Origin of the sequence: Aequorivita xiaoshiensis, assembly GCF_022008395.1 — a bacterium.
In the GTDB taxonomy this organism is placed as follows: Bacteria; Bacteroidota; Bacteroidia; order Flavobacteriales; family Flavobacteriaceae; genus Aequorivita; species Aequorivita xiaoshiensis.
Window position 1 is genome coordinate 23,561 of record NZ_JAIRBB010000001.1, and the last position, 22,482, is coordinate 46,042.

Here is a 22,482-nt window from a genome sequence, read left to right on the forward strand (position 1 = left end):
AACAAATTGCTAAGTTACTAGGTGGTAAATGGTAGAATGTGGAGGGTTCGTTATAGACAACATATTCTAGATTAATACTGATGGTAGTATTGTAGGGAGGAAGACCTGAGGATATTTGGTCTATATCATGCATTCTTAACGATTCACATTTAAATTAATAAAACTTCTCATTAGATTATAACAAATATATAGTACAACTATAAGCGCATTGTTTGTTTTTACGTTGAACCATAGTTTATTTTTTGTGTTCTCTATTTTTTTTAACTACATCATTCGAATTTAATGGAGTTTCAATTTTCTTAATTTCGATAGCAGTATCAAATAGCCGAAATAGTTGAAAAAATCCTACTTAACAAGTATTCATTTTGGAAGATAATAATTTTGTTCCTTTTCAATAAAGAAAAATGCCTGTAGAAAATATATCTATAGGCATTTCTTCAATTTAAAACCCGAAAATTAACGGAGTAGTTTGAAGGTCTTACTTCCATCAGGGGTTTCCACTTTACATAAATAAATTCCCCGCTCCCAGTTTTGGGCTGCAATGACAATTTGGGAAATATTGCTTTTTTCTGAAACCAATTGTTTTCCAGAAAGGTCAAAAATGGTATACGACAACGGCTTTTGAAGATTGTTGTGCAATACAAATTGAGAGTCGACCGCTAAGGTGTTTTTAAAATAGATACCATTGAGTTCTACGTCTGGCATCGATAAAACAGTGAAAAAGTATGGCATCGATTCGATGATACAAGTTTCCTGTTCATTAAATGTTACTGCTACTGTATAATCACCTGTTTCAACTGGGGTATAAGTAAAAGTATTTGCTCCCGTAATTTCTGTGCCATTTAAGAACCAGGAATACGCATCGCCATTTTCGGTAGTAAACAAGCTATTTCCCGATTCGGTAATTAAAACCTCTTCGCCGCTTACGGTAAAAATAACTGGCACTCCACTAGACAACCATTGGTCTGGACATTGTGAATATGAAACCTCTAATAGGTATGAACCCGCTTCAGAGACTTCATAAAAATCTTGAGTTCCTTCTTGAACAATAACGCCATCTTTGTACCATCTATAATTCTGGGGGCCAGAAAAAGCACTGGTAATAATGGAGGTTTCGCCATAACATAGGTCTCTGTCTACATCGTGTTGTATTGCGGGAGAATTAAAAATCCAGGTATCGAACATTATATTGTTTGAATCCTCAGTACATCCATCGTCAGTCATAGTAACGTAAACATATGCAAAGCCAAGATCTCCAGCAGTTATGGTGAGAGTGTTATTTGTTTCCCCTTGAAAATCGTTTGGATTCCCATTGGTAGAAAATTTGTATTTCCATTGATAACTATCGTACCCTGAAGGAGCGTTAAAAACGATTATCTGATCTGAACATTGCATTTGATTGCCCCCACTCAAATCGGGATTAGAGGTAATAGTGGTATCAAAGGTGCATTGGGAATACAGAATGTTTCCGATAAACATGAACACTGTAAGAAGGAGTAATTTTTTCATAATTTAAAATTTAAATTTTAGACATTTAATGAAATTCAATATTCCAAGAATTATTGATAAACTAATTACAAAAGCTTTATAAATAGCGTGACGGATTTCGGAAAAAGTGTGACACAATACGCTAAAGTGTTGTAATATAGCTATATAAGACACTGCTATCTTCGAGCCCCATTTTATTGCTAATACGTTCTTTTCGCTTACGAGCCGCTTCAACGGTTATGTTAAAAAGCGATGCTATTTCCTTGGTGCTAAGCTCCATATATAAATAGCTAAGGAATCGAATGTCATTGGCGGTTAATTCGGAATGATTATTTCGAAGTTTTGTAAGCAACCCGTGATTTACTTCTTCAAAATGTGTAAGGAAACTTTCCCATTCCGAATCCTTTTTCAGTAATTTTTTAAGTTCTTTTATTTTGGTAGACAAAAAGGCATTTCGAGAAATTTCAGTCCGATCTGTAAAGCTATTGATTACTTCTTTTATCAATTCATTACGTCCTGATATTTGAAGGGCTTTGGCTGCCAACTTTCTGTTTCTTTTTTCTATCTCATTTTTAAGACGCTCCTGTTCTAACAGAGCTATTGCTTCTTTTGCATGTAATTGTTTTTCTAATAAAAGAATATCACTTTCTTTTTTTTGGAGTTCTAATTTTATAAATTCTTTGTTTTGTTGGTTTAATTTTTTGCGTTGCTTATTTTTAATATAGCTATTATAAAGTGCCCAAGCTGTAAGACAAATAAGTATAATTGAAATACCCAAAAGGCTATAAAGGGTGATTCGCTCTTGCCTTTGTGATTCCTTACTTTGCTGAAGTTCTCTTCTATAATTGGCTACTTCAAATTTTACCCTATTGGCTTCAAACACCCTACCATTTTTTAATTTATGTAGGGAGTCTGTGAGAGCAATAACTGAATCCTTTGCCTTTAATGCCTCATTATAGGAACCACCTTTTGAGTATATCCTTGCTAATTTCTGAAATATATCGATACGATTTTTAAGATTAAGAGCAGCATTTAAGGCATCCTTAGCGTATGAAATAGCGTTTGCTGTATCTCCCTCATCTCTCGCTATATTTGAAAGCAACATTAATAAAGAAATTCGTTCTTCATTAAAAGAAATATTTTCTAACTCTGGCAGGATTTCTAGTGCTAATAATCTAGCTTTTTGCAGTTCACCACGCTTATACCAATTCTCTGCTAATGCTATCTCTACCTGAACTGATAAAGCGGGTATATCTTTAACAATTTTTCCTGCTTCGGCGAGATAGCGGGCTGCTTTTTCAATATTACCCCGCTGATTTTCAACTATTCCAAGATTTATTGCATATAATCCCGTTTTAATTTTTTCATTATTTTCTTTTGCAAGTATATAAGCTTTGGAAAAATTTTCTTCTGCTTTAAGTAAATCGCCTTCCTCAATGTAGAGGAGAGCAATATTGTTTAATACAGTCATCTCTTCGTTGCCATCGAGATGTTTAAGCGCTATGGTGTATGCCTCCAAATAATTATCTAATGCCTCTCCATAATCTAACATAGAATAATAATTGGCTCCAATATTGTTGATGGCCAAAAATTGTTGTCTATACCATTGATTTTCTTCGGCAACAGAGCGTACTTTTGTCAAAATTTCCAAGGATAAGGAATAATTTTTATTACTTCTTGCATCTATCCCTTGCCTTAAAAGACTGTCTAGTTGGGTTACATTTTGTGCAAATAAAAAAGGACTTATAAGAAATATAAAAAGTTTAAAAAGGGTCCTCATATATAAACGAGATTGTGGGGTTATGTTAAATGTTAAAAGGTTAATATGGTATGGCAATTTATCAAAAAGCTTCAGGAACGATCAAAATAGATGCTTCATTGGAATATAAACAAGAGTGTAAATTTATTTTTGACTGGTTAAAAATATAGAAAATTGATGCTTAAAACTTGAAGGAGGTTAAGTTATTTTTGGATTATATATCACTTTTAAAAAATCTTCCCTTCCGTTAAGTTTAGGTAACAGGTAAACACGCAAAACCCACCTTAAGAAATAAAGCCGCTGGCAGTAAATGCCATTAACACATTCCAAAGCTGGATTGGTTTACAAATTCAAAAGTTTCTTGTATTCCTTTAATATTTTTGCTCCCTAAAGCATTTAAACATTTTAAAACACACTGAATTGGATTATTTCCATTTTACAGGAATAATTCCAAATATTAAAAATACTTTTCCTACATTTGTTTTTCAAGTAATTAAAAATGCAATCACAACTTTTTGCAATTATAGATGTTGAAACTACCGGAGGCGGTATTGCAGGGAATAGGATTACCGAAATTTGCATCGCACTTTTAAAAGATGGCGAGGTGATAGACAAGTTTACATCGCTTGTAAATCCGGAGCGTGAAATCCCGTTGCATATCACGGCCCTTACAGGTATAAACAATGAAATGGTAGCCGATGCTCCACGCTTTTTTGAAATCGCAGAAACTGTCGAAGAATTCACTAAAGATGCCATTTTTGTAGCTCATAATGTTAGTTTCGACTACAATGTTATTCGAGGCGAGTTTAGAAGAATAGGACAACATTACAACCGAAAGAAACTCTGTACCGTTAGACTGTCTCGCAAATTGATTCCTGGACATCTTTCGTATAGTTTAGGCAGACTTTGTAACACCATAAACATTCCACACCTCAACCGACACCGAGCGGAAGGCGATGTGGATGCAACGGTTATTCTTTTTCAGCGATTGCTTTCCTTAGATGAAAATTGGGAAACCATCAATACATTTCTAAATCCGCGTTCTAAACAAGCTACACTCCCACCCCATATTGCCACTGAACAGATTAACGAACTCCCAGAATCCCCTGGGATTTACCTTTTCAAAAACCAAAAACATCAGGTGATTTATGCGGGGAAAGCGAAGAATATCAAGAAACGGGTGCTCTCACATTTCTACGATAAAAAAACCAAGGAATACCAACTCGGGCAAGAAACACATTTTATAGATTTTGAAATTACAGGGAACGAGCTATTAGCGCTTTTAGTGGAGTCGGAACATATCCGAAAGCATTACCCAAAGTTTAACCGCGCCCAAAAGTGGCCTACAACTACCTATCAAATTATTAGCTATACCAATCAACGCGGGATAATTCAGCTTGCGCTAAGCAAGACCAAGGTATTGCACGATTCGGTTGGCACTTTTTACAATAAAACCGAGGCTCTTGAAAAGCTAGAGGAAATTTGTGAGACTTATAAACTCTGTCCGCGATTTTGTACGCTGCAAAGCAATGTTGAAATATGCAGTCACTACCGAATAAAAAACTGTGAAGGAATTTGTGAGGACACTGAAACTATAGAAGATTACAACGCTAAAGTACAAGCGGCTCTACAAGATTTATACGAAAACAAACCCAGTTTTGCCATTCAAGGGAAAGGTAGAACGGAAGACGAAATAGCCTTTGCCTTAGTTGTTGAAGGTCAGTATCGAGGGTTTGGATTTTTTGATAGAAGCGATGCTATTTGCAATGTTGAAGATTACGAACCTTTCTTAAAACTCCAACAAGCTACGTATCACACCCACGCCATTATTAGAAGTCATCTTAAAAAACACGGAGAAAAAAATGTAGTACACTTTGATGAATCACCTCAACTCGCAAATTACAGAGTGGAAACCTTGCGAAACAAAAGAGTTAAATCTACTGTAGAAGATGTTTTTAGCCATTGGGATTTGGCTTAATTAGTCTTAGACCTGACAGGTTTTAGAAACCTGTCAGGTCTTTGAAAACGTGTCAGAACTTTAAAAACCTGTCAGGTCTTTAGAATCGGCTAGGATAAATCCGTTAATTTCTCGTAACGAATCTCATCAAAACTAGTAATCACCTTATCTGCTTTGGTGTAGTCTTGGTTTACCGAATGTGGGCTTTTAAAACCTACACAGTAAATATTTGCTGCTTTCGCAGCTTTAATTCCGTTAGTAGAGTCTTCAATCACCATACAGTTTTCGGCAGGTTGTCCAGCAAGGGCTGCCGCTTTGATAAATATTTCAGGATGTGGCTTTGAAGCTTTTAAATCGGCGCCACTAATTTTTGCTTTAAAATATTTATTTAAATCAAATCGATCGAAAATACGATTGATGTTAGGCATAGAAGCCGACGAAGCCAATACTAGCGTGAGTCCGTTTTCATAATAATTTTTTATCAAGTCGTAAACCCCATCTAGAAGATCGAGACTAGTATCATTTTCAAAAAGGTATTTAAAATGCTTTCTTTTAGTTGCAACTAAGTGTTCCGGGGCATCTGTAAGACTAAAATGTTCACACAAAGTTCTACAAATTGGCAAAGTGGCCTGTCCTGTAAACGAATCGTAAAGTTCTTCATTTACATCAATTTTTACCTCTTCAAACATTTTGAAGTAAGCTTTACGGTGTAAAGGTTCGGTGTCTACAATAACACCATCCATATCAAAAAGAACAGCTTTCAGCATTTTTAAAAATTTTTGACGAAGGTACAGAAAACAATGTTTTTTAAAAACTTCCTTTTAAAAGTAGGTGTCAATCCGTTTAGGGTTTAGGCACTATTGCTTTATTTCCGACAGTAATTCAAACGATTTTAATCTCGCTTCTTGATCGTGAATATGGGCAACGACAATAATTTCGTCAATTCTTGTTTCTGCTATAAAATTGAGAAGTTTTTTCCGAACTGTTTCCTTGCTGCCAATAAAAGTGAATTCCATCATTTTAGTAATATGTGCTTTTTCCATCGGACTCCACACTTCATCCATATCTTTTACAGGTGGTGGCAGTGGGGCGCGAGTATTTCTGATAATATTCAGCATAAACAACTTCATACTCGAAGATAAATATTCGGCTTCCTCATCGGTATCGGCAACTACCACATTAATTCCAGCCATAGTATAAGACTTTTCCAATTGTTTTGAGGCTTCAAAGTTACCATGATACAATCTTAAGGCATCGTGCAAATGCGTTGGCGCAAAATGACTCGCAAAGGCATACGGCAATCCTAATGCTCCTGCTAATTGCGCGCTGTAGGTACTTGAACCCAATAGGTACAACGGCACATCTAGTCCCTCTCCAGGAATGGCTCTCACCAAACTGTTTTGATTGCTTGCAGAAAAAAATTGTCGTAACTCCTGCACATCATTCGGAAAATCGTTTACAGATTCGGTACGCTCCCGCCTTAGCGCTCTCGCCGTAAGCTGATTGGTGCCTGGCGCACGTCCTAAACCTAAGTCAATTCTATCTGGATAAAGCGTAGCAAGCGTTCCAAACTGCTCTGCTACAATTAAGGGAGCGTGATTTGGCAGCATAACGCCACCAGACCCCACGCGAATAGATTTAGTGTTTTCGGCAACATAGCCAATTAATAATGGCGTAGCTGAACTCACTAAACTTTCTGCATTGTGATGTTCCGAAATCCAAAAGCGTTTAAAACCTAGCTCCTCTACTTTTTGAGCTAAAGCTAGACTACTTTCCATGGCCGTTTTATGACTACTTCCCTGTATTACAGGAACGAGGTCTAAAACTGAAAATGGTATGTTTATTTTATGTTCTTCTTTAGTCATAATATGTTTAGTAGCTATTAATTGTTTTGTATTACTTTAAAATGAATCACAGCGACCATCTAAATAAGCGATTAGGTTTTCGATTGCCACAAGATCAACTCTGTAACTATAATTTAGCTCGTTGGTATTGTATTGGCCATTCGATATCTGCGTTTAACTCCTTGGCGGCACGTAATGCAAAATGTGGGTCTCTTAAACTTTCTCTTCCGTAGAAAATTAAATCGGCTTTCCCTTCTTTTAAAATTGCTTCCGATTGCTCAGCAGTGGTAATTTGACCTACTGCACCGGTTAAAATGTTTGCTTCTTTTTTTATTTGTTCTGCAAATTTAACTTGATACCCAGGCTCACTCGGAATTACTGCTTTCGGCACATTACCTCCAGTAGAGGTATCGATAAGATCTACCCCGCGTTTTTTTAATTCTACAGCAAGTTTTACCGAATCCTCAATCGTCCACCCTCCTTCTGTCCAATCGGTAGCTGAAATACGAACAAAAAGTGGTTTTTCCTCTGGCCATTCTGCTCTAACTAATTCGGTAACTTCAAGAAGTAAGCGAATTCTATTTTCGAAACTTCCACCGTATTCATCGGTGCGATTATTTGCTAAAGGCGAATAGAATTGGTGAAATAAGTATCCGTGTGCCGCGTGAATTTCAACCACGTCATAACCTGCTTTTTGCGCGCGACGCGTGGCAGCTACGTAGTCTTGTTTTACTTTTTCAATGCCGTTGGCATCTAACGCTAGCGGCGCCGGTTCCCCTTCTCTAAAAGGCAAGGCTGAAGAAGAGTACGTTTGCCATCCATTTTTATCGTCTGGTGATATTTTCCTAGCTCCCTCTTGTGGAAGTTGATGACTTGCTTTTCTACCCGCGTGAGCCAATTGAATTCCTATCAACGCCTTTTGTGCGTGGACAAAATTTACTATCTCTTTTGGTTTTAAAATGTGTTCATCACTCCATATTCCCATATCTCCGTAGGATATTCTTCCTTCAGGTGAAACGGCCGTAGCTTCTTGAATAATTAAAGCCGTACCTCCCAAGGCGCGGCTTCCTAAGTGCACTAAATGAAAATCGTTTGCAAAACCGTCAACACAACTATACATACACATAGGTGAAATTACAGTTCGATTTTTAAGCGTTGTATTTTTTATTTTTAGAGGTGAAAAAAGTATGCTCATTTATATTTTTTATCATTTATAAAATAGACTTGAATAGCATTCTCAGTTTAAATTCATAGCCTGAAAATCGTTTAGCCTTTTCAAATTTGTTTGTTGTTTACAGGGGTAGTTTTAAAACTTATAAAAACTTTAAAAACCCATAGAACTTTCGTTTTTTCAAGTAACCAAAATCACTTTGATAGTAATAAGCTTCTCTTTCAAATGAAATATTTCTATAAGCTTGATTTCTATTCCGGTATTGAATACAGCGAATTAAAAACTCAAGGCTGTACCAGATATAGAATAGTACAATCAATAGCTCCACTTGTTGGCGCAAATGAATACGTTCGTGATTTAATAACACAGCATCATTCTTTAATTCCTGATGCTTTAAAATCACAAAGGGCCAAATAGTAATTCCGTTAAAATTTTTACGGAGTAGCTTTGATTGTACTATTAATATCAACTTATGGTTACTGTTTTAAAAACTGACGCAAAACATATTGTAAGATCCCCTCATTTTGGTAGTATGCAACTTCAATTGGAGAATCTAGTCTTGCTATGGCTTTGAATTCAATTTCCTTGCCATCCTCGGTTTTGGCAGTTACCGTTACTTTCTTTAATGGCGATAAGTTGTTTTCGATTCCTGAAATACTAAACACTTCATACCCCGTTAGCCCGTGTGAGGCAGCCGATTCACCTTTAACATACTCTAGCGGAAGTACTCCCATCATGATTAAGTTACTTCGGTGTATACGTTCGTAGCTCTCTGCCAAAACGACCTTTATACCCAGTAAAATTGTCCCTTTGGCGGCCCAGTCGCGAGAAGAACCACTTCCGTATTCTTTTCCGGTAAGTACAATAAGCGGAGTTTTATCGGCTATATATTTCTGCGCGGCATCATAAACAGACATTTGCTCTCCTGTAGGAAGATAAGTTGTATAGCCTCCTTCTGTATCTGCCAATTGGTTTTTTATACGCACGTTTGCAAAAGTACCGCGTACCATCACTTCATCATTTCCACGTCTAGAACCATAACTATTGAAGTTTTTCTTTTCAACCCCACGAGAAATTAAATACTGTCCTGCAGCTGAGTCTTCCGAAAAAGCTCCAGCAGGTGAAATATGGTCGGTGGTAATACTATCTCCTAGCATCAGCAACGCTCTTGCTCCTTCAATATTTTTGAGTGGTTGAGGATCATCTGACAGATTGTGGAAAAACGGCACTTCCTTAATGTACGTAGAATCATCTTCCCATTGGTAAAGTTTATCCTTTGGAACTTCTAGGTTTCTCCAGATTTCATTTCCTTCAAAAATTTCGTCGTAATTCTTTTTAAAGTCTTTTGGCGTTAACACCTTGCTCATTACTGCATGTATCTCATCGTCTGTTGGCCAAATATCTTTTAGGTATATCTTTTTACCGTTTCTATCGCAGCTAAGCGGTTCGGTTGTAAGGTCTATATCTACCCTTCCAGCAATAGCAAAAGCTACCACAAGCATTGGCGACATTAGGAAATTCATTTTTACCTGTGAGTGAATACGCGCCTCGAAGTTTCGGTTTCCGGAAAGTACTGAGGTTACAATTAAATCGTTTTCTTCCACCGCTCTTGAAATTTCTGGTGGCAACGGTCCTGAGTTTCCGATACAGGAAGTACATCCGTAACCTACTAAATGAAACTGAAGCGCTTCAAGATCTTTTAGCAAATCGGCTTTTTCCAAATAATCGGTTACTACTTTTGAACCTGGCGCTAAGGAGGTTTTAACCCAAGGTTTTACGTCTATCCCCAGTTCTCTTGCTTTTTTTGCAACTAATCCCGCCCCTATCATTACATACGGATTGGAAGTATTGGTACAAGACGTTATAGCCGCAATGGCTACTGCCCCGTCTGAAAGCATATATTTTTCATTTCCATGAGAAATCCAAACCGTTTTTAAACCATTTTTCATTTCGGCCTTTTCTATCTCTACATCTGGTGCAGGGTCGTGAGGTTGTTTTGTTGGTTGACTTCCTCCTTCTTCTTTCCAACGGGTAATCGCCTCTTCCCGTTCAGACGGTTCAATGTACGTTCTGCCAAAAGAAGCGTGTTCTAGCTCGATAAACTTTTCTTTTAAATCTTTAAGAAGAATTTTATCCTGAGGACGCTTAGGACCCGCTACTGTAGGTTGAATTGTTGAAATATCTAGCTCTACAACATCGGAATATTCTATTTTGTCTTCATCTTGACGCCAAAGCATATTCGCCTTGCAATACTCTTCCACTAACTTTATCTGCTCTTCGCTTCGGTTGCTATCTCGCATATATTCCAAAGTCTTATCGTCTATTGGGAAATAAGTAATAGTACATCCAAATTCTGGCGACATATTTCCGATAGTCGCTCTATCTGGCACAGAAAGATTATCAAGTCCAGGTCCGAAAACCTCAACAAATTTTCCTACTACTCCATATTTTCGAAGTAAGTTAGCAATGGTAAGCACCAAATCTGTGGCTGTGGAACCTAAGGGAAGCTTTCCTGTAAGTTTTAAACCGATAACTTCTGGACTAATAAAATAAATTGGTTGTCCTAAGATAGCTGCTTCGGCTTCAATTCCTCCCACACCCCAAGCTACTACTCCAATTCCATTTACCATTGGCGTATGGCTATCGGTTCCTACTAAGGTATCTGGAAAAACCATTCCGTCGCGAGCGATTGTGCCTTTAGAGAAATATTCTAAGTTTACTTGGTGACAGATTCCCATCCCTGGAGGCACCACGCTAAAATTATCGAAAGATTGCTGCGCCCATTTTAAAAATGTATAGCGCTCCTTATTTCGCTTATACTCTTCTTCTATATTTTTATCATAAGCGTATTGTGCTGCAAAATAATCTACTTGCACACTGTGGTCTATCACTAAATCTACTGGGATAAGTGGATTAATTTTCGAAGCATCTCCACCTTTTCGGGCCATTTCGGCACGTAATGAAGCAATATCTACTACCGCTGGAACTCCTGTAAAATCCTGCATCAAAACACGAGCAGGTTTAAAAGCGACATCTTTTTCACTCTGTTCTGGCGTCCAATTTAGTACTGTTTTTAGATGATCTTTAGTTACAGAAAAATCGTCGTAATTCCGCAATGCATTCTCTAGAAGAATTCGTATTGAGAATGGGAGTTTACTTATATTATGTCCTTGTTTTTCAAGCTCGGGAAGGCTGTAGTAAGAAAGTTTGCCTTTTGAAGTATCGAGCGATTTTTTAATGTTGTAAATATCTTGTTTCATGATAGGAAGCGTTTAACTACTAAAGTTAACCATAATTAACTATCCCTACACATATAGACTTTTGTTTAACAATGTGTTAACAATCTTGCTTTTTAGCCAACGCTATTAACTTTACCAAAGTTTTATAATTACGGGTAGTAGCCGTAACATTCAATTTTTTTTCAATAAAATTATTATTGAATTTAGCTTGATGATACCCTTTTTCGGAAAAGAAATACACGCAGTTTTCAGTAATTACAAATTCTTCATTAGGGAGCCTAAGCTTTTTTACTTCTTCTGTTAAATCTTTTGAAGGAACTTCATTTAATAAGGTAAAATAAGAAGCTATTTTCTTTTCTTCAGAAAAAGGACAATTGGAAAGTATGCTTTCAATCTCCGAAATCCTTTTTACCAAAACAGGAACTTCAAAACCGAATTGGTTTTTTATCGCTTCATAAATTAAATTTAAGAAATCCTTCTTCTCATTAATAGAAAAAAGCACATTCCCGCTCTGTATATATGTAAATACATTAGTAAAACCTAAACCTTCAAAAAGAAGCTTAAGATCTGCCATTTTTATTTTTTTATGGCCGCCTACGTTTATGCCACGTAGGAGGGCGATGTAGGTTTGCATTTAGTAGTTTTGGCGTTGATTAAGAACTTTCAAAATTACAATCCTATCATTGTAAATATTATAATGAATTGAATATTCAAACTGCTCAAATTTAACAATTCGAATATCGCGATATCTAACTTGGAAACCATAAGGCATTTGTAAAGTAACACGTAATTGATGTAAAAAGTCATTGAAAAATTCCTCTTCCCTACCTAAAAACTGAAAATAGCATTTTGCCTTGTGTAGTTCCAACTTTGCCTCGTCGGAAATATCATAATTTTCTTCCATATTGTGCTAACACTTCGGAAATTGGTGTGGTTTTTAAGGTGCCATTTTTTTGTCTTTCAAGCATATCATCCATCATTGCTTTATACTCTTCTGAAGGTTCGGAAAAATTAAGCGCAGTATCCTCAATCATAAACTCAAGATAATTTTTTAAAGAACGTTTTTGTAATTTAGCTTGTTTTTCAAGAATTTCAATTGCTTTGTTATCCAGCTCAATTAATTTTTTTGTCTTTCCCATTGTATATAGATTATATATATCAAATATATACAAATAGGTTTTGGAAAACAAGAAAGAAATTATAGGTTTTGCGAAACGATATATCCACTAGTCCAAGCATTTTGAAAGTTGAAACCTCCAGTTATAGCGTCTATATCAAGAACTTCCCCAGCGAAGAAAAGATTTTTACAAATCCTACTTTCGAAAGTTTTAAAGTTTACTTCTTTTAAATCTACCCCGCCGGCTGTTACAAATTCCTCTTTAAATGTACTCTTTCCGTTTACTTCAAAAATTGCTGCAATAAGTTGATTGGCTAGATTTTGAAAATTCTCTCGGGTGGCCTCAGCCCATGTAAGCGTTTCGGCAATGCCTGCTGCTTTTACTATGCTTTGCCAAAGGCGCTTGGGCAATTCGAATTGTGCGTATTTATAAATTGTTTGCTTGCCTTGTAATATTTTTAAATTTTTCAAAGAATCCAACACATCCTCTTCCGTAAGCGTATTAAGCCAATTCACTTCAATAGTAAAATTGTATTTTAAAGGGTCTAATATTCTAGCACCCCAGGCCGAAAGTTTTAAAATTGCAGGACCACTCATACCCCAATGGGTGATTAGTAACGGCCCGTCGCTTTCTAAAACTGTTTTACCATTTTTATCTAAAACTTTTACCGAAGCATTTGTGCTAAGTCCAGGCAAATCTGCTATACGACTATCTTTGATGTTGAATGTAAAAAGTGAAGGTACGGCGGGAACTATACTATGCCCTAAATCTTTGAGCAACTTCCAAATTTTAGGATTACTACCCGTTGTAACCACAATTTTTTCTGCGGAAAAAGTATCGGTACTAGTAGTTAAAATATATCGGCCTTCATTTTTCTGAATTTCCTTTACCGGCTGACTAAGCAGTACCTCGACCCCTAATCTTTTTGTTTCTGAAAGAAAACAATCTATGATAGTTTGTGAAGAATTTGAAGTTGGAAACATCCTTCCATCTTCTTCAATTTTTAATTCCACTCCTCTTTTCTCGAACCATTCAATGGTGTCGCCAGTCATAAAAGTATGGAACGGCCCTAAAAGTTCTTTTTCGCCACGTGGATAGTTTTGGGTTAATTCTTTTGGAAGAAACTCGGCGTGGGTTACATTGCATCGACCACCGCCAGAAATTTTTACTTTGGTAAGAACCTCTTTTCCACGTTCTAAAATTACAATTTTAAGATGGGGGGTTTTTTCCGCAGCGTTTATTGCCGTGAAAAATCCCGCAGCTCCGCCGCCAATTATAATAATATCTAGATTTTTTGGCAATGAAAATAGTATTTTGGTTTACAAGCTATAAAAGTAACAAATAGAAAGCCTACAGTGTAAAGCACAACCTATTTTTTAATAAACCTTTTAAGCAAACTCTCTCCAGCCTCATTTTTAAAAATCACAAAATACAATCCTGAATTTAAATCATTTATATTAATGGTTTCCAATTTTTCGTTAATAGTATAACTTTTTAAGTTTTTACCATTCACATTATAAATTGAAACATCAACTGGTTGATTAAAATTATTTTTAATGTTTAAGGTTTCATCAACTGGGTTTGGGTAAAAACCAAAACTTGAGTTATCAAATTCCGGTGTAGTTAACAACACGCTATTATATATTGCAAAATCACCCTCAACATTTGTTACGGTTAGCTGTAAGTAATCATCTACAGGCTCGATTATATAATTGAAGGGATTTTTTGAGTTTACGTGGCTATAAAAATATACTGAATTATGAGTGCCTATAAAATCATTTTGTGGTGGATTACAAAGCCCAATTAAAACAATCCAAGGTTCAGTTTCTGAAACTATAAAACTATTCGCGTTTATTACCACATTATTACTATAACATTCATCGCAGCTTGGATAACATAAATAAATTTCTTCACTATTAAAAGTAACCTCTATAAGATGTTCTTCTGGGGGCAGAAAAAATATTTCACCATCCAATTCACCAGTTACAAAATACCAAGTATTGTCAAAAAGATTGGGGTTTTGGGCGTATAGGTTGTTTTGCTGAGGATTAAGTATAATACCTTGTATATTAAATAAAATTATTGAGAGCAAAAACAATTTTAGGTTTATAAATGTTTTCATAATAGTAAATTTTTATTGTTTTAATAAATTCTTTGAATTTTGTATATCACCATCACAAATTAGGATAATTGAATATAAACCAGATGCCAACCCAGAAAGATCGATAACACGAGAATCGTTCTCCGTGTCTATAATGTAATTATTTGTATCACCTGTATTTTGATTTACGACCATTAAATAAGCTGAGTTAGCATTAGTTGCAATATAATTAACTGTAAATTGTGCTGAAGTAGGGTTTGGAGTCAAGGTTTCAATTCTATAAGGATTAACAGTAACCTCGCCAAAATTTCAATTTCAGTTAACCAATCAATACCTAACGATCTTATTTTTAAAATTGCAGTAATTTTGCCAATTTATTGTTAATACTAATTTAAAAATATAAAATGTTTTTGAATATTAAGGTTTTTATGTCTTTATATTGAATTAACCTTATATTATTCACTTAAAAAACATTTATTATTTTTAAGAATAAAATGATTTGTAGATATTGAAAAAGCCGAATAATATATTGGGATTAATTCGCTAATAAAAAAAAGATAGCCTCTTTACTCAATATAGTATGAAAACAGATTTCTAAGTATTTACTAAATATAAAATTCTTTTTAAAATCTTGTGCTTAAAACATTTTAATTAAACAGTTGTTTCTTCTGCAAAAGACTCACAAAGTGCAATGGTCTCCTTAACATCATCTAGCGTAGTTCGCGGATTTATTAAACACATGCGCAAAACAACTTGGCCGTTAAGCACAGTAGTTACCAGCAATGCTTGTTTAGAATCTACAACATTTTGAGAAATCCGTTGATTTAAAGCGTCTAATTGTTTCTCTGAAAGTTTGTTGCCAATTGGGTTGTATCTAAAGTTAATAACCGCCAATGTGGCTGGTGAAATAACCTCCCAATTGCTACTCGATCTTAAAAAATCTTCTGTTGCTTCTGCCAACTTAATATTGTAAGTTATGGCCTGCCTGAACTCACCCATTCCAAAAGTTTTTACCGACATATAAAACTTCAAAGCTCTAAAACGTCTTGTAAGCTCAATACCGTGATCGTAAAAATTAATTTCAGACTCATTGCCTTCAATATCGCGTAAATATTCAGGTTTTTCGGTAAAAGTTCCTTTAAGCCATTTGTGATTTTTCACTAAAAGACAACCGATTTCATAGGGCTGATAAAACCATTTATGAGGATCTATAGTAAGTGAATCGGCTTTCCCAATTCCTTTTAAAAGCTGTTTTCCATCTTCTGAAAGTATTGCAAAACCACCATAAGCCCCATCGATATGAAACCAGACATCTTCTTTTTTACAGATTTTGGCAATGTCGGAAAGCGGATCTACAGTTCCAGTATTTGTAGTTCCGGCAGTTGCAATCAAGCAGAAAGGTTGTAGTCCTTCCAACCTATCTTTTGCAATAGCGTTTTTTAATTTATTCAATGAGAATTTAAACTCCCCATCAGTAGGAATAATTCTAATCTGTTCTTTTCTAAAACCTAATACGCGAATGGCTTTAATATTTGAAGAGTGCGCTTGGTCTGAAAGGTAAATTACAGCTTTACTAAAATCGTCTCCACATTTTACTCTTCGAGCAGTTACTAAGGCAGTTAAATTGGCCATAGAACCCCCACTAGTAAAAATCCCTCCTCCTTTTTTCTGAGGGAAGCCGAACATTTTTAAAAGCCAGTTCATAGCTACAATTTCCATCTGTGCTGCAGCAGGAGACGCTTGCCACCCACCAGAGAATATATTGAAACCAGCTGTTAAGCTGTCTGCCATTGCACTGATATAATTACTAGGCCCTGGCACAAATGAATACGACTTTGGATGAGAAACAATATTACTTTTAGTCATTACTTCCTGTAAAACAAAATCCAACACCTTTTTGGGGTCACTTGGAGTTTCGGGGGCTTCTTCTAGAAATAATGCCTCCATTTCTTTCCTTGTACCCGAAACCACAGGGAGTTTTTCATTCTGTGTAGAAAAATGATCTACAATTGCATCAACTACTTCATACCCATAACTTTTCATTTCGTCATGGCTTAACTCTAATGTCGCTTTATTCTGAATCTTCACGTGTCTTTTTCTTTATTTTTTTCAAAGTGCAAAAATACTGTTTTAGATAGGGAAAAACAGTGTTTATTTCAATAAAAAATGCCTTGATAATTACATCAAGGCATTTTAGAAAATAGCTGTTCTAGTCTTTAAAAAAATAAGGCCTCGACTGGGCTCGAGCAGGCATTCTTCTCGTTTATTGAACAATCATCTTTTTAGTAATACTGTTATTATTATTGCTAAAGTTTACAAAATAAAGTCCAGAAGCAAGGTGGATTGACATTGTATTAAGTCCTTCAGAAATGTTTTTTGAAACGATTAGATTCCCTTGAACTCCGTATATTTCAACTTTTTCAAAAGAAAAGATATTGTTGAAGTTAATTTCATTTTTTACTGGGTTTGGATAAAAGCTAAAGCTTGAAGCAGCTACATCGTTAACTGAAGCAACTCCACAATCAAATGGATCGAAGGTAACTAAACCTAATGTTGCATCATCTACTTGGTGGAAAATTACATCTTCAACCTCTTCCATAGTGCTTTCTTCCCCTTCAATCCAGCAGTTGTTTTTGGCCATTACTGGATTAGCTGTATTGTTATAAAGCGCATAAACTATACCTCCATTTCCATTTTCAGAAAACACATTCCCTCCTGGGTTGTCAATGTCATCCCCAAGGTTAATTGTAGCTTGGTCTTGTAATGTAACCCCCCAAATATTTCTTCGTAATGTATTACCTGTAACTACTACTTCATTTCTAGCAGAACCTGTAAGGATATTAATTCCACTACCACCAAGAGCAGGATCTCCTTGAGTGTTATTGTCTTCAATTAGATTGTTTTTAATTAAAGCAGCATCTACAGGCCCCATGATAGTAATCCCGTATCTGTTGTTTTGAATAACATTATCTTCGATAACAGCATTTACATTTGCACCTACAAAATTTGCAATTGCAATACCTCCAACCATGGTTAAATTAGGATCTCCGATGATTGTATTTTGAATAATCTGCAAAGGCTCGTTTGCTAATGTAGTTCCAATATTAATTTGCGGACGGTTAGCATTATCGGTATTATTTCCTTCGATATAGTTGTTATAGATATAAGGAGAAACCCCAGAGTTTGCAGCAGAACCAACGGCAGGATTTTCATTAAACTGTATAAGGTTGTTCGTAATCTGAGCCATCCCACGAGAAAGCTGAATAACAGCACTTGAAGTAGCTCCAGAAACATTATTTGTTATCGTACAATTGTCAATAGAAAAAGTTTCAGTTAAAACTCGAAGCCCTCCCCCGTAAGATATAGTTGTGTTTTTAATATCTATTTCTGAAAACTCTTCAAAACGAAAACCTTCATAAGGAGCAGCTTCATCTAAAGCAGTAATTGTAACTTCGTTGGCACTTACAGTAAATGCCCCATATACTTTAATCAATAAGTCCGCATCAATCAAAAGGGTTAAGTCTGCATCGATAATTACGGCATCATTTTCAGCAATTTCTAAGTTTTCTAAAAGGGTATACTCACTGCCAGAAACCGTAATTGTAGTAGGGCTTGCTGCAGCAATATCATCTAAGGTCCAAGTAACTCCTGTGTTTGGAGTTGTATAGGTCTGTGCGAATGTTATGGCAAACGCAAAAAAAGTTAATAATGTTGTAAGGGTAATTTTTTTCATTTTATAGGTTTTTATGAATTGTAAAAATAGGTAGTAGCGACTAGGTAAAAAAGAATTTTCAAACCTTATTACATCGCTACAAATTAGCTAACTTTGAAATATGGTATTATATATTTTCACGATATTTTTCATCCTTAGTCCCTTCTTTCCAGCTACTAGGCATTCTCATTGGTTTTTTCGTACTGCAGATTTTGTAAGACTTCAATCGGTGGTTATACAATTAATCCTACTCGGAATTTTCATTTACACCGAAGAACAGTACACTACTTTTAGTTGGATTTTACTTTTTGCGCTTATTGCAAGCATCATCTACCAACTTTTTAAAATAACACCATACAGTTCACTTTTTCCAAGAAGAAGATCGCACGATGCTACAGACGGATATGTTTCTATTTTAGCAGGAAATGTTTTACAAACCAATAATTGCTACTCAGACTTCCTGAAAGAGGTAAAACGATTTGACCCAGATTTAGTACTCACGATGGAGTCTAACAAGGATTGGGAAAATGGACTATCCGAACTTGAAAAAGACTATCCGTTTACCGTAAAGGTACCTTTAGAAAATTTCTACGGAATGCATCTTTATTCTAAAGTTGAAGTAAAAAACGTAGTAGTAAAATATCAAGTTGAAGACGATAAGCCTTCTATATTTTTCGACTACTATACCGATAAAGATTCGCCTATTTTCTTTTGCTGTCTTCACCCGGCTCCTCCAAGTCCTACAGAAAATGAAACTTCTAAGGAACGTGATGCCGAATTAATGCTTACAGGAAAGAGAATTAGAAAAATTGACAAGCCAACGGTGGTTTGTGGCGATATGAACGATGTAGTATGGAGCCGCACAACGCGTCTTTTCAAAAAAATGACAGGGATGATAGATCCTCGTGTGGGGCGTGGATTCTTTTCTACTTTTCACGCAGATTATTTCTTTTTAAGGTTTCCCCTGGACCATCTTTTTCACACCCGCGATTTGTATGTAGGTAAAATGATACGTTCCAAGAATTTTGGAAGTGATCACTTTGCGATGTACTATGAAATTCATCATAAAAAAAAAGCAAAAACTCCCAAAAACCCTAAATTAAATGGGGATGAGAAGGAAGAAATCGAGGAATTGATTGAGGAAGGGAAAGACAACGAATAAATCTTTTTCTATAAAAACTATTGTCTTTACACATTGAATGTCCAAAACATAGCATTTTAAAACTTAAGAGGGTTTAAAACTGATTTATGTCAGTTGAAAAGTTTAGGGATTTTCGTAACTTCATTCGCTAAATCAATCTTAAAACTAAAGTAATGGATAAGAAAAAACCTAAATTAACTAGGCAAACAGGAGCTCCTGTTCCAGATAATCAAAATGTACAAACAGCTGGGCCACGTGGCCCCATGTTAATGCAGGATGCTTGGTTTCTTGAAAAAATGGCAAACTTCGACAGAGAAGTTATTCCAGAAAGACGAATGCACGCGAAAGGTTCAGGTGCTTTTGGAACCTTTACAGTTACACACGATATCACACAGTACACAAAAGCTGACATCTTTAGCGAAGTAGGAAAAAAAACAGAAATGTTTAGCCGTTTCTCCACAGTTGCTGGAGAAAGAGGGGCAGCAGATGCCGAAAGAGATATTAGAGGATTTGCACTTAAGTTTTATACCGATGAAGGAATTTGGGATTTGGTTGGAAATAATACCCCCGTGTTTTTCTTCCGTGACCCGATGAAATTCCCAGATTTAAACCACGCTGTAAAACGCGACCCTAAAACCAATATGCGGGATGCTAATAACAACTGGGATTTTTGGACTTTACTTCCTGAAGCTTTACATCAGGTTACTATAATTATGAGCGATCGTGGTATTCCAAGAGGATACAGACATATGCACGGATTTGGAAGCCACACCTATAGCCTTATCAACAAAGACAATAAAAGACATTGGGTGAAATTCCATTTCGTAACCCAACAAGGTATCGAAAACCTATCCGATGAAGAAGCGGCAAAAATTGTAGGTATGGACAGGGAATCGTCTCAGAGAGACTTATTCGATGCCATTGAAAATAAAGACTTCCCAAAATGGAAGATGTATATTCAAGTAATGACGGAAGAAGAAGCAAAAACTTACCGTTTCCATCCTTTCGACTTAACGAAAGTTTGGTCTAAAAAGGACTTCCCTTTAATTCCTGTAGGAGAATTTGAGCTAAATAGAAACCCAGAAAACTACTTCCAAGATGTTGAGCAAGCAGCTTTCAATCCGACGAATATTGTTCCAGGAATTGGCTTCTCTCCAGATAAAATGCTTCAAGGAAGATTGTTTTCATATGGAGATGCACAACGCTATAGACTTGGCGTAAACCACTATCAAATTCCGGTAAACAAACCTACTTGCCCTTACCACTCTTATCATAGAGATGGAGCGATGCGAGTAGATGGTAATTACGGTGCAACAAAACACTACGAACCAAACAGCTATGGCGAATGGCAAGAACAACCTCACGCTCAAGAACCGCCTTTAGAATTGAGTGGCGATGCTTACGCTCATAACTTTAGAGATGATGATGAAGATTACTTCACCCAACCTGGGGATTTATTCCGCATTATTAAAGCCGACGGAAAAGCTGACATGTTATTTAAAAACACGGCTGCTCAAGTTGGTGGTGCCGAGAAGTTTATTCAAATACGACATATCAGGAATTGCTATAAAGCCGATCCAGAGTATGGCGAAGGTGTAGCAAAAGCACTAGGTTTATCAATGGACGAGGTGAATAACTTCGATATGACACCTTATAACAAATGGGCACCAAGACCAAGTAATGGATAGTGCTTTTTAATAAATAATAGCAATAAAAGCAAATGCCATAAATGGTCGAAATTCGATTATTTATGGCATTTATGTTAACTTTAAATATTTCACTAACATTTAATAACGTTTAAAATTTAGATACTATGAAAAAAATTATGTCATTAGTTGCAATTGTATTTTTTACAATAGGTTCATTTGCACAAACACAATGGAAGGTAGATCCTTATCACTCCTCGTTAAACTTTAATATTTCCCATTCAGGAATTAGTATTGTAAACGGCAACTTTTTAGAATACACAGGAAACTTAACCACGGAAGGAGAAGCTTTAAATAATGCAATCTTCGATTTTACTGTAAAAGTAAACAGTATAAACACCAATGTAAAAGATAGAGACAATCATTTGAGAAGTGCTGATTTTTTTGAGGTAGAGAAATACCCTAATATGACTTTTAAAAGCACTAAAATTTTAGCTACTGGAAAGCCAGATAAATATTTGTTGTATGGTAAATTAACAATTAAAGACGTTACTAAAGATGTGATTTTTGACGTGCATTATGGAGGATCTGTTAAGAGTGATAAAGGTGAAAAATTAGGTATGAAAGCTAAAACCACCATTAATAGATTTGACTACAACATCAATTTTGATCCAGCTGCTGCAGGTGTTGGAAAAGACGTAACTATTGTTGTTCACTTGCAATTTGCAAAACAATAATTATGAAAAATTCACCAAAAAACGTAGTCGAAAAAATGTTTGAAGCTTTTAGTGAAGGTGATGTAGAAAAATTTGTAGTCACGGTTTCAAAGAGCACCGTTTAGGTTTATCACGGAACCCAAATAATTCCCGCCAGTACCTTTGAAAAAAAGGAAGGTGCTAGAACCTTTTTCACTAATATCATGGAAAGGACTGAGATAATCAATTTTGAACCTCAGCAATATATTGTAGAAGACAATATGATAGTGGTATTGGGAAAGGAACGCCAAAGGGTTAAACATTCTGGAAGAGAACTTAAGCAGAAATGGGTTCAAATTTATACCGGTGAAAACAATTTAATTACGAATATGGAAGAGTTTGCTACTTCGGTAGATGTATCATAAATTTTGAATTTTCTTTTAAAAATGAACCTAGTGTTAGCAGTTTATAACACTAGGTTTTTTTATCCAATTATATTTTCAACTCATCTGAAAATGTCATTTCACACAACAACAATTCACTTATAATCAATATATTGTATGACATTTATCATTGTAAATTTCACCTTTAAGGTTAAGATTGTAAACTTG

The 22,482-nt window shown here is 35.8% G+C and carries 20 protein-coding genes; 5 read left to right on the top strand and 15 right to left on the bottom strand.

Translation table 11 applies throughout. The features are described 5' to 3' along the window. Window positions 1–456: 456 nt before the first annotated feature. Window positions 457–1,509 (bottom strand): T9SS type A sorting domain-containing protein, encoded by a 1,053-nt coding sequence (locus tag K8344_RS00105; protein WP_237606213.1) that lies wholly within the window; start codon window positions 1,507–1,509, stop codon window positions 457–459. Window positions 1,510–1,630: 121 nt separating this feature from the next. Next, window positions 1,631–3,268, bottom strand: a complete 1,638-nt coding sequence (locus K8344_RS00110) for a tetratricopeptide repeat protein (RefSeq protein WP_237606215.1) — start codon at window positions 3,266–3,268, stop codon at window positions 1,631–1,633. A gap of 478 nt (window positions 3,269–3,746) precedes the next feature. Here K8344_RS00110 and K8344_RS00115 point away from each other — a divergent pair, with 478 nt between their 5' ends. Then, on the top strand, window positions 3,747–5,225 hold the full coding sequence (locus K8344_RS00115) for an exonuclease domain-containing protein (protein ID WP_237606217.1): 1,479 nt from the start codon (window positions 3,747–3,749) through the stop codon (window positions 5,223–5,225). A gap of 89 nt (window positions 5,226–5,314) precedes the next feature. Here K8344_RS00115 and K8344_RS00120 read toward each other — a convergent pair whose 3' ends face one another. The 13 genes from K8344_RS00120 to K8344_RS00180 all read right to left on the bottom strand — a co-directional run bounded on the left by K8344_RS00120 (window position 5,315) and on the right by K8344_RS00180 (window position 18,410). Then, the gene (locus tag K8344_RS00120; RefSeq protein WP_237606219.1) at window positions 5,315–5,971 is read right to left on the bottom strand and encodes an HAD family hydrolase; all 657 of its coding nucleotides are present in this window, start codon (window positions 5,969–5,971) and stop codon (window positions 5,315–5,317) included. Between the two features lie 90 nt (window positions 5,972–6,061). Then, window positions 6,062–7,069 (bottom strand): LLM class flavin-dependent oxidoreductase, encoded by a 1,008-nt coding sequence (locus tag K8344_RS00125; RefSeq protein WP_237606221.1) that lies wholly within the window; start codon window positions 7,067–7,069, stop codon window positions 6,062–6,064. 106 nt (window positions 7,070–7,175) lie between these two features. Next, window positions 7,176–8,243 (bottom strand): NADH:flavin oxidoreductase/NADH oxidase, encoded by a 1,068-nt coding sequence (locus tag K8344_RS00130; protein ID WP_165149237.1) that lies wholly within the window; start codon window positions 8,241–8,243, stop codon window positions 7,176–7,178. Between the two features lie 118 nt (window positions 8,244–8,361). Then, on the bottom strand, window positions 8,362–8,688 hold the full coding sequence (locus K8344_RS00135) for a hypothetical protein (RefSeq protein WP_139855897.1): 327 nt from the start codon (window positions 8,686–8,688) through the stop codon (window positions 8,362–8,364). A 7-nt stretch (window positions 8,689–8,695) separates the two neighbouring features. Beyond that, window positions 8,696–11,479 carry an aconitate hydratase gene (gene acnA, locus K8344_RS00140; RefSeq protein WP_237606223.1) on the bottom strand — a complete coding sequence of 928 codons (2,784 nt, stop codon included), beginning with the start codon at window positions 11,477–11,479 and terminating at the stop codon, window positions 8,696–8,698. A gap of 76 nt (window positions 11,480–11,555) precedes the next feature. Then, a complete protein-coding gene (locus K8344_RS00145; protein ID WP_237606224.1) occupies window positions 11,556–12,092 on the bottom strand; it encodes a DUF1697 domain-containing protein in 537 nt (178 codons plus the stop codon). Further along, window positions 12,093–12,362 carry a hypothetical protein gene (locus K8344_RS00150; protein WP_237606226.1) on the bottom strand — a complete coding sequence of 90 codons (270 nt, stop codon included), beginning with the start codon at window positions 12,360–12,362 and terminating at the stop codon, window positions 12,093–12,095. Next, the gene (locus tag K8344_RS00155; protein WP_237606227.1) at window positions 12,346–12,597 is read right to left on the bottom strand and encodes a hypothetical protein; all 252 of its coding nucleotides are present in this window, start codon (window positions 12,595–12,597) and stop codon (window positions 12,346–12,348) included. The genes K8344_RS00150 and K8344_RS00155 overlap by 17 nt, the downstream gene beginning before the upstream one ends. A gap of 59 nt (window positions 12,598–12,656) precedes the next feature. Beyond that, complete coding sequence (locus K8344_RS00160) at window positions 12,657–13,877, bottom strand: BaiN/RdsA family NAD(P)/FAD-dependent oxidoreductase (protein ID WP_237606229.1); 1,221 nt, start codon at window positions 13,875–13,877, stop codon at window positions 12,657–12,659. A gap of 68 nt (window positions 13,878–13,945) precedes the next feature. Continuing rightward, entirely contained in the window at window positions 13,946–14,698 is a 753-nt protein-coding gene (locus tag K8344_RS00165) for a T9SS type A sorting domain-containing protein (RefSeq protein ID WP_237606231.1), read from the bottom strand. Between the two features lie 12 nt (window positions 14,699–14,710). Further along, window positions 14,711–14,944 (bottom strand): hypothetical protein, encoded by a 234-nt coding sequence (locus tag K8344_RS00170; RefSeq protein WP_237606232.1) that lies wholly within the window; start codon window positions 14,942–14,944, stop codon window positions 14,711–14,713. Window positions 14,945–15,328: 384 nt separating this feature from the next. Further along, window positions 15,329–16,765, bottom strand: coding sequence for a pyridoxal phosphate-dependent decarboxylase family protein (locus K8344_RS00175; protein WP_237606233.1), 1,437 nt, complete (start codon window positions 16,763–16,765; stop codon window positions 15,329–15,331). Between the two features lie 175 nt (window positions 16,766–16,940). Continuing rightward, window positions 16,941–18,410, bottom strand: coding sequence for a T9SS type A sorting domain-containing protein (locus K8344_RS00180; RefSeq protein ID WP_237606234.1), 1,470 nt, complete (start codon window positions 18,408–18,410; stop codon window positions 16,941–16,943). Window positions 18,411–18,510: 100 nt separating this feature from the next. Between K8344_RS00180 and K8344_RS00185 the strand changes: the two genes are divergently transcribed. The 4 genes from K8344_RS00185 to K8344_RS00200 all read left to right on the top strand — a co-directional run bounded on the left by K8344_RS00185 (window position 18,511) and on the right by K8344_RS00200 (window position 22,296). Then, window positions 18,511–19,551 carry an endonuclease/exonuclease/phosphatase family protein gene (locus tag K8344_RS00185; protein WP_237606235.1) on the top strand — a complete coding sequence of 347 codons (1,041 nt, stop codon included), beginning with the start codon at window positions 18,511–18,513 and terminating at the stop codon, window positions 19,549–19,551. A gap of 152 nt (window positions 19,552–19,703) precedes the next feature. Next, complete coding sequence (locus K8344_RS00190; protein WP_139855889.1) at window positions 19,704–21,218, top strand: catalase; 1,515 nt, start codon at window positions 19,704–19,706, stop codon at window positions 21,216–21,218. Between the two features lie 125 nt (window positions 21,219–21,343). Further along, entirely contained in the window at window positions 21,344–21,913 is a 570-nt protein-coding gene (locus K8344_RS00195; protein WP_237606236.1) for a YceI family protein, read from the top strand. 182 nt (window positions 21,914–22,095) lie between these two features. Beyond that, window positions 22,096–22,296, top strand: a complete 201-nt coding sequence (locus K8344_RS00200) for a nuclear transport factor 2-like protein (RefSeq protein ID WP_237606237.1) — start codon at window positions 22,096–22,098, stop codon at window positions 22,294–22,296. Window positions 22,297–22,482: the final 186 nt, after the last annotated feature.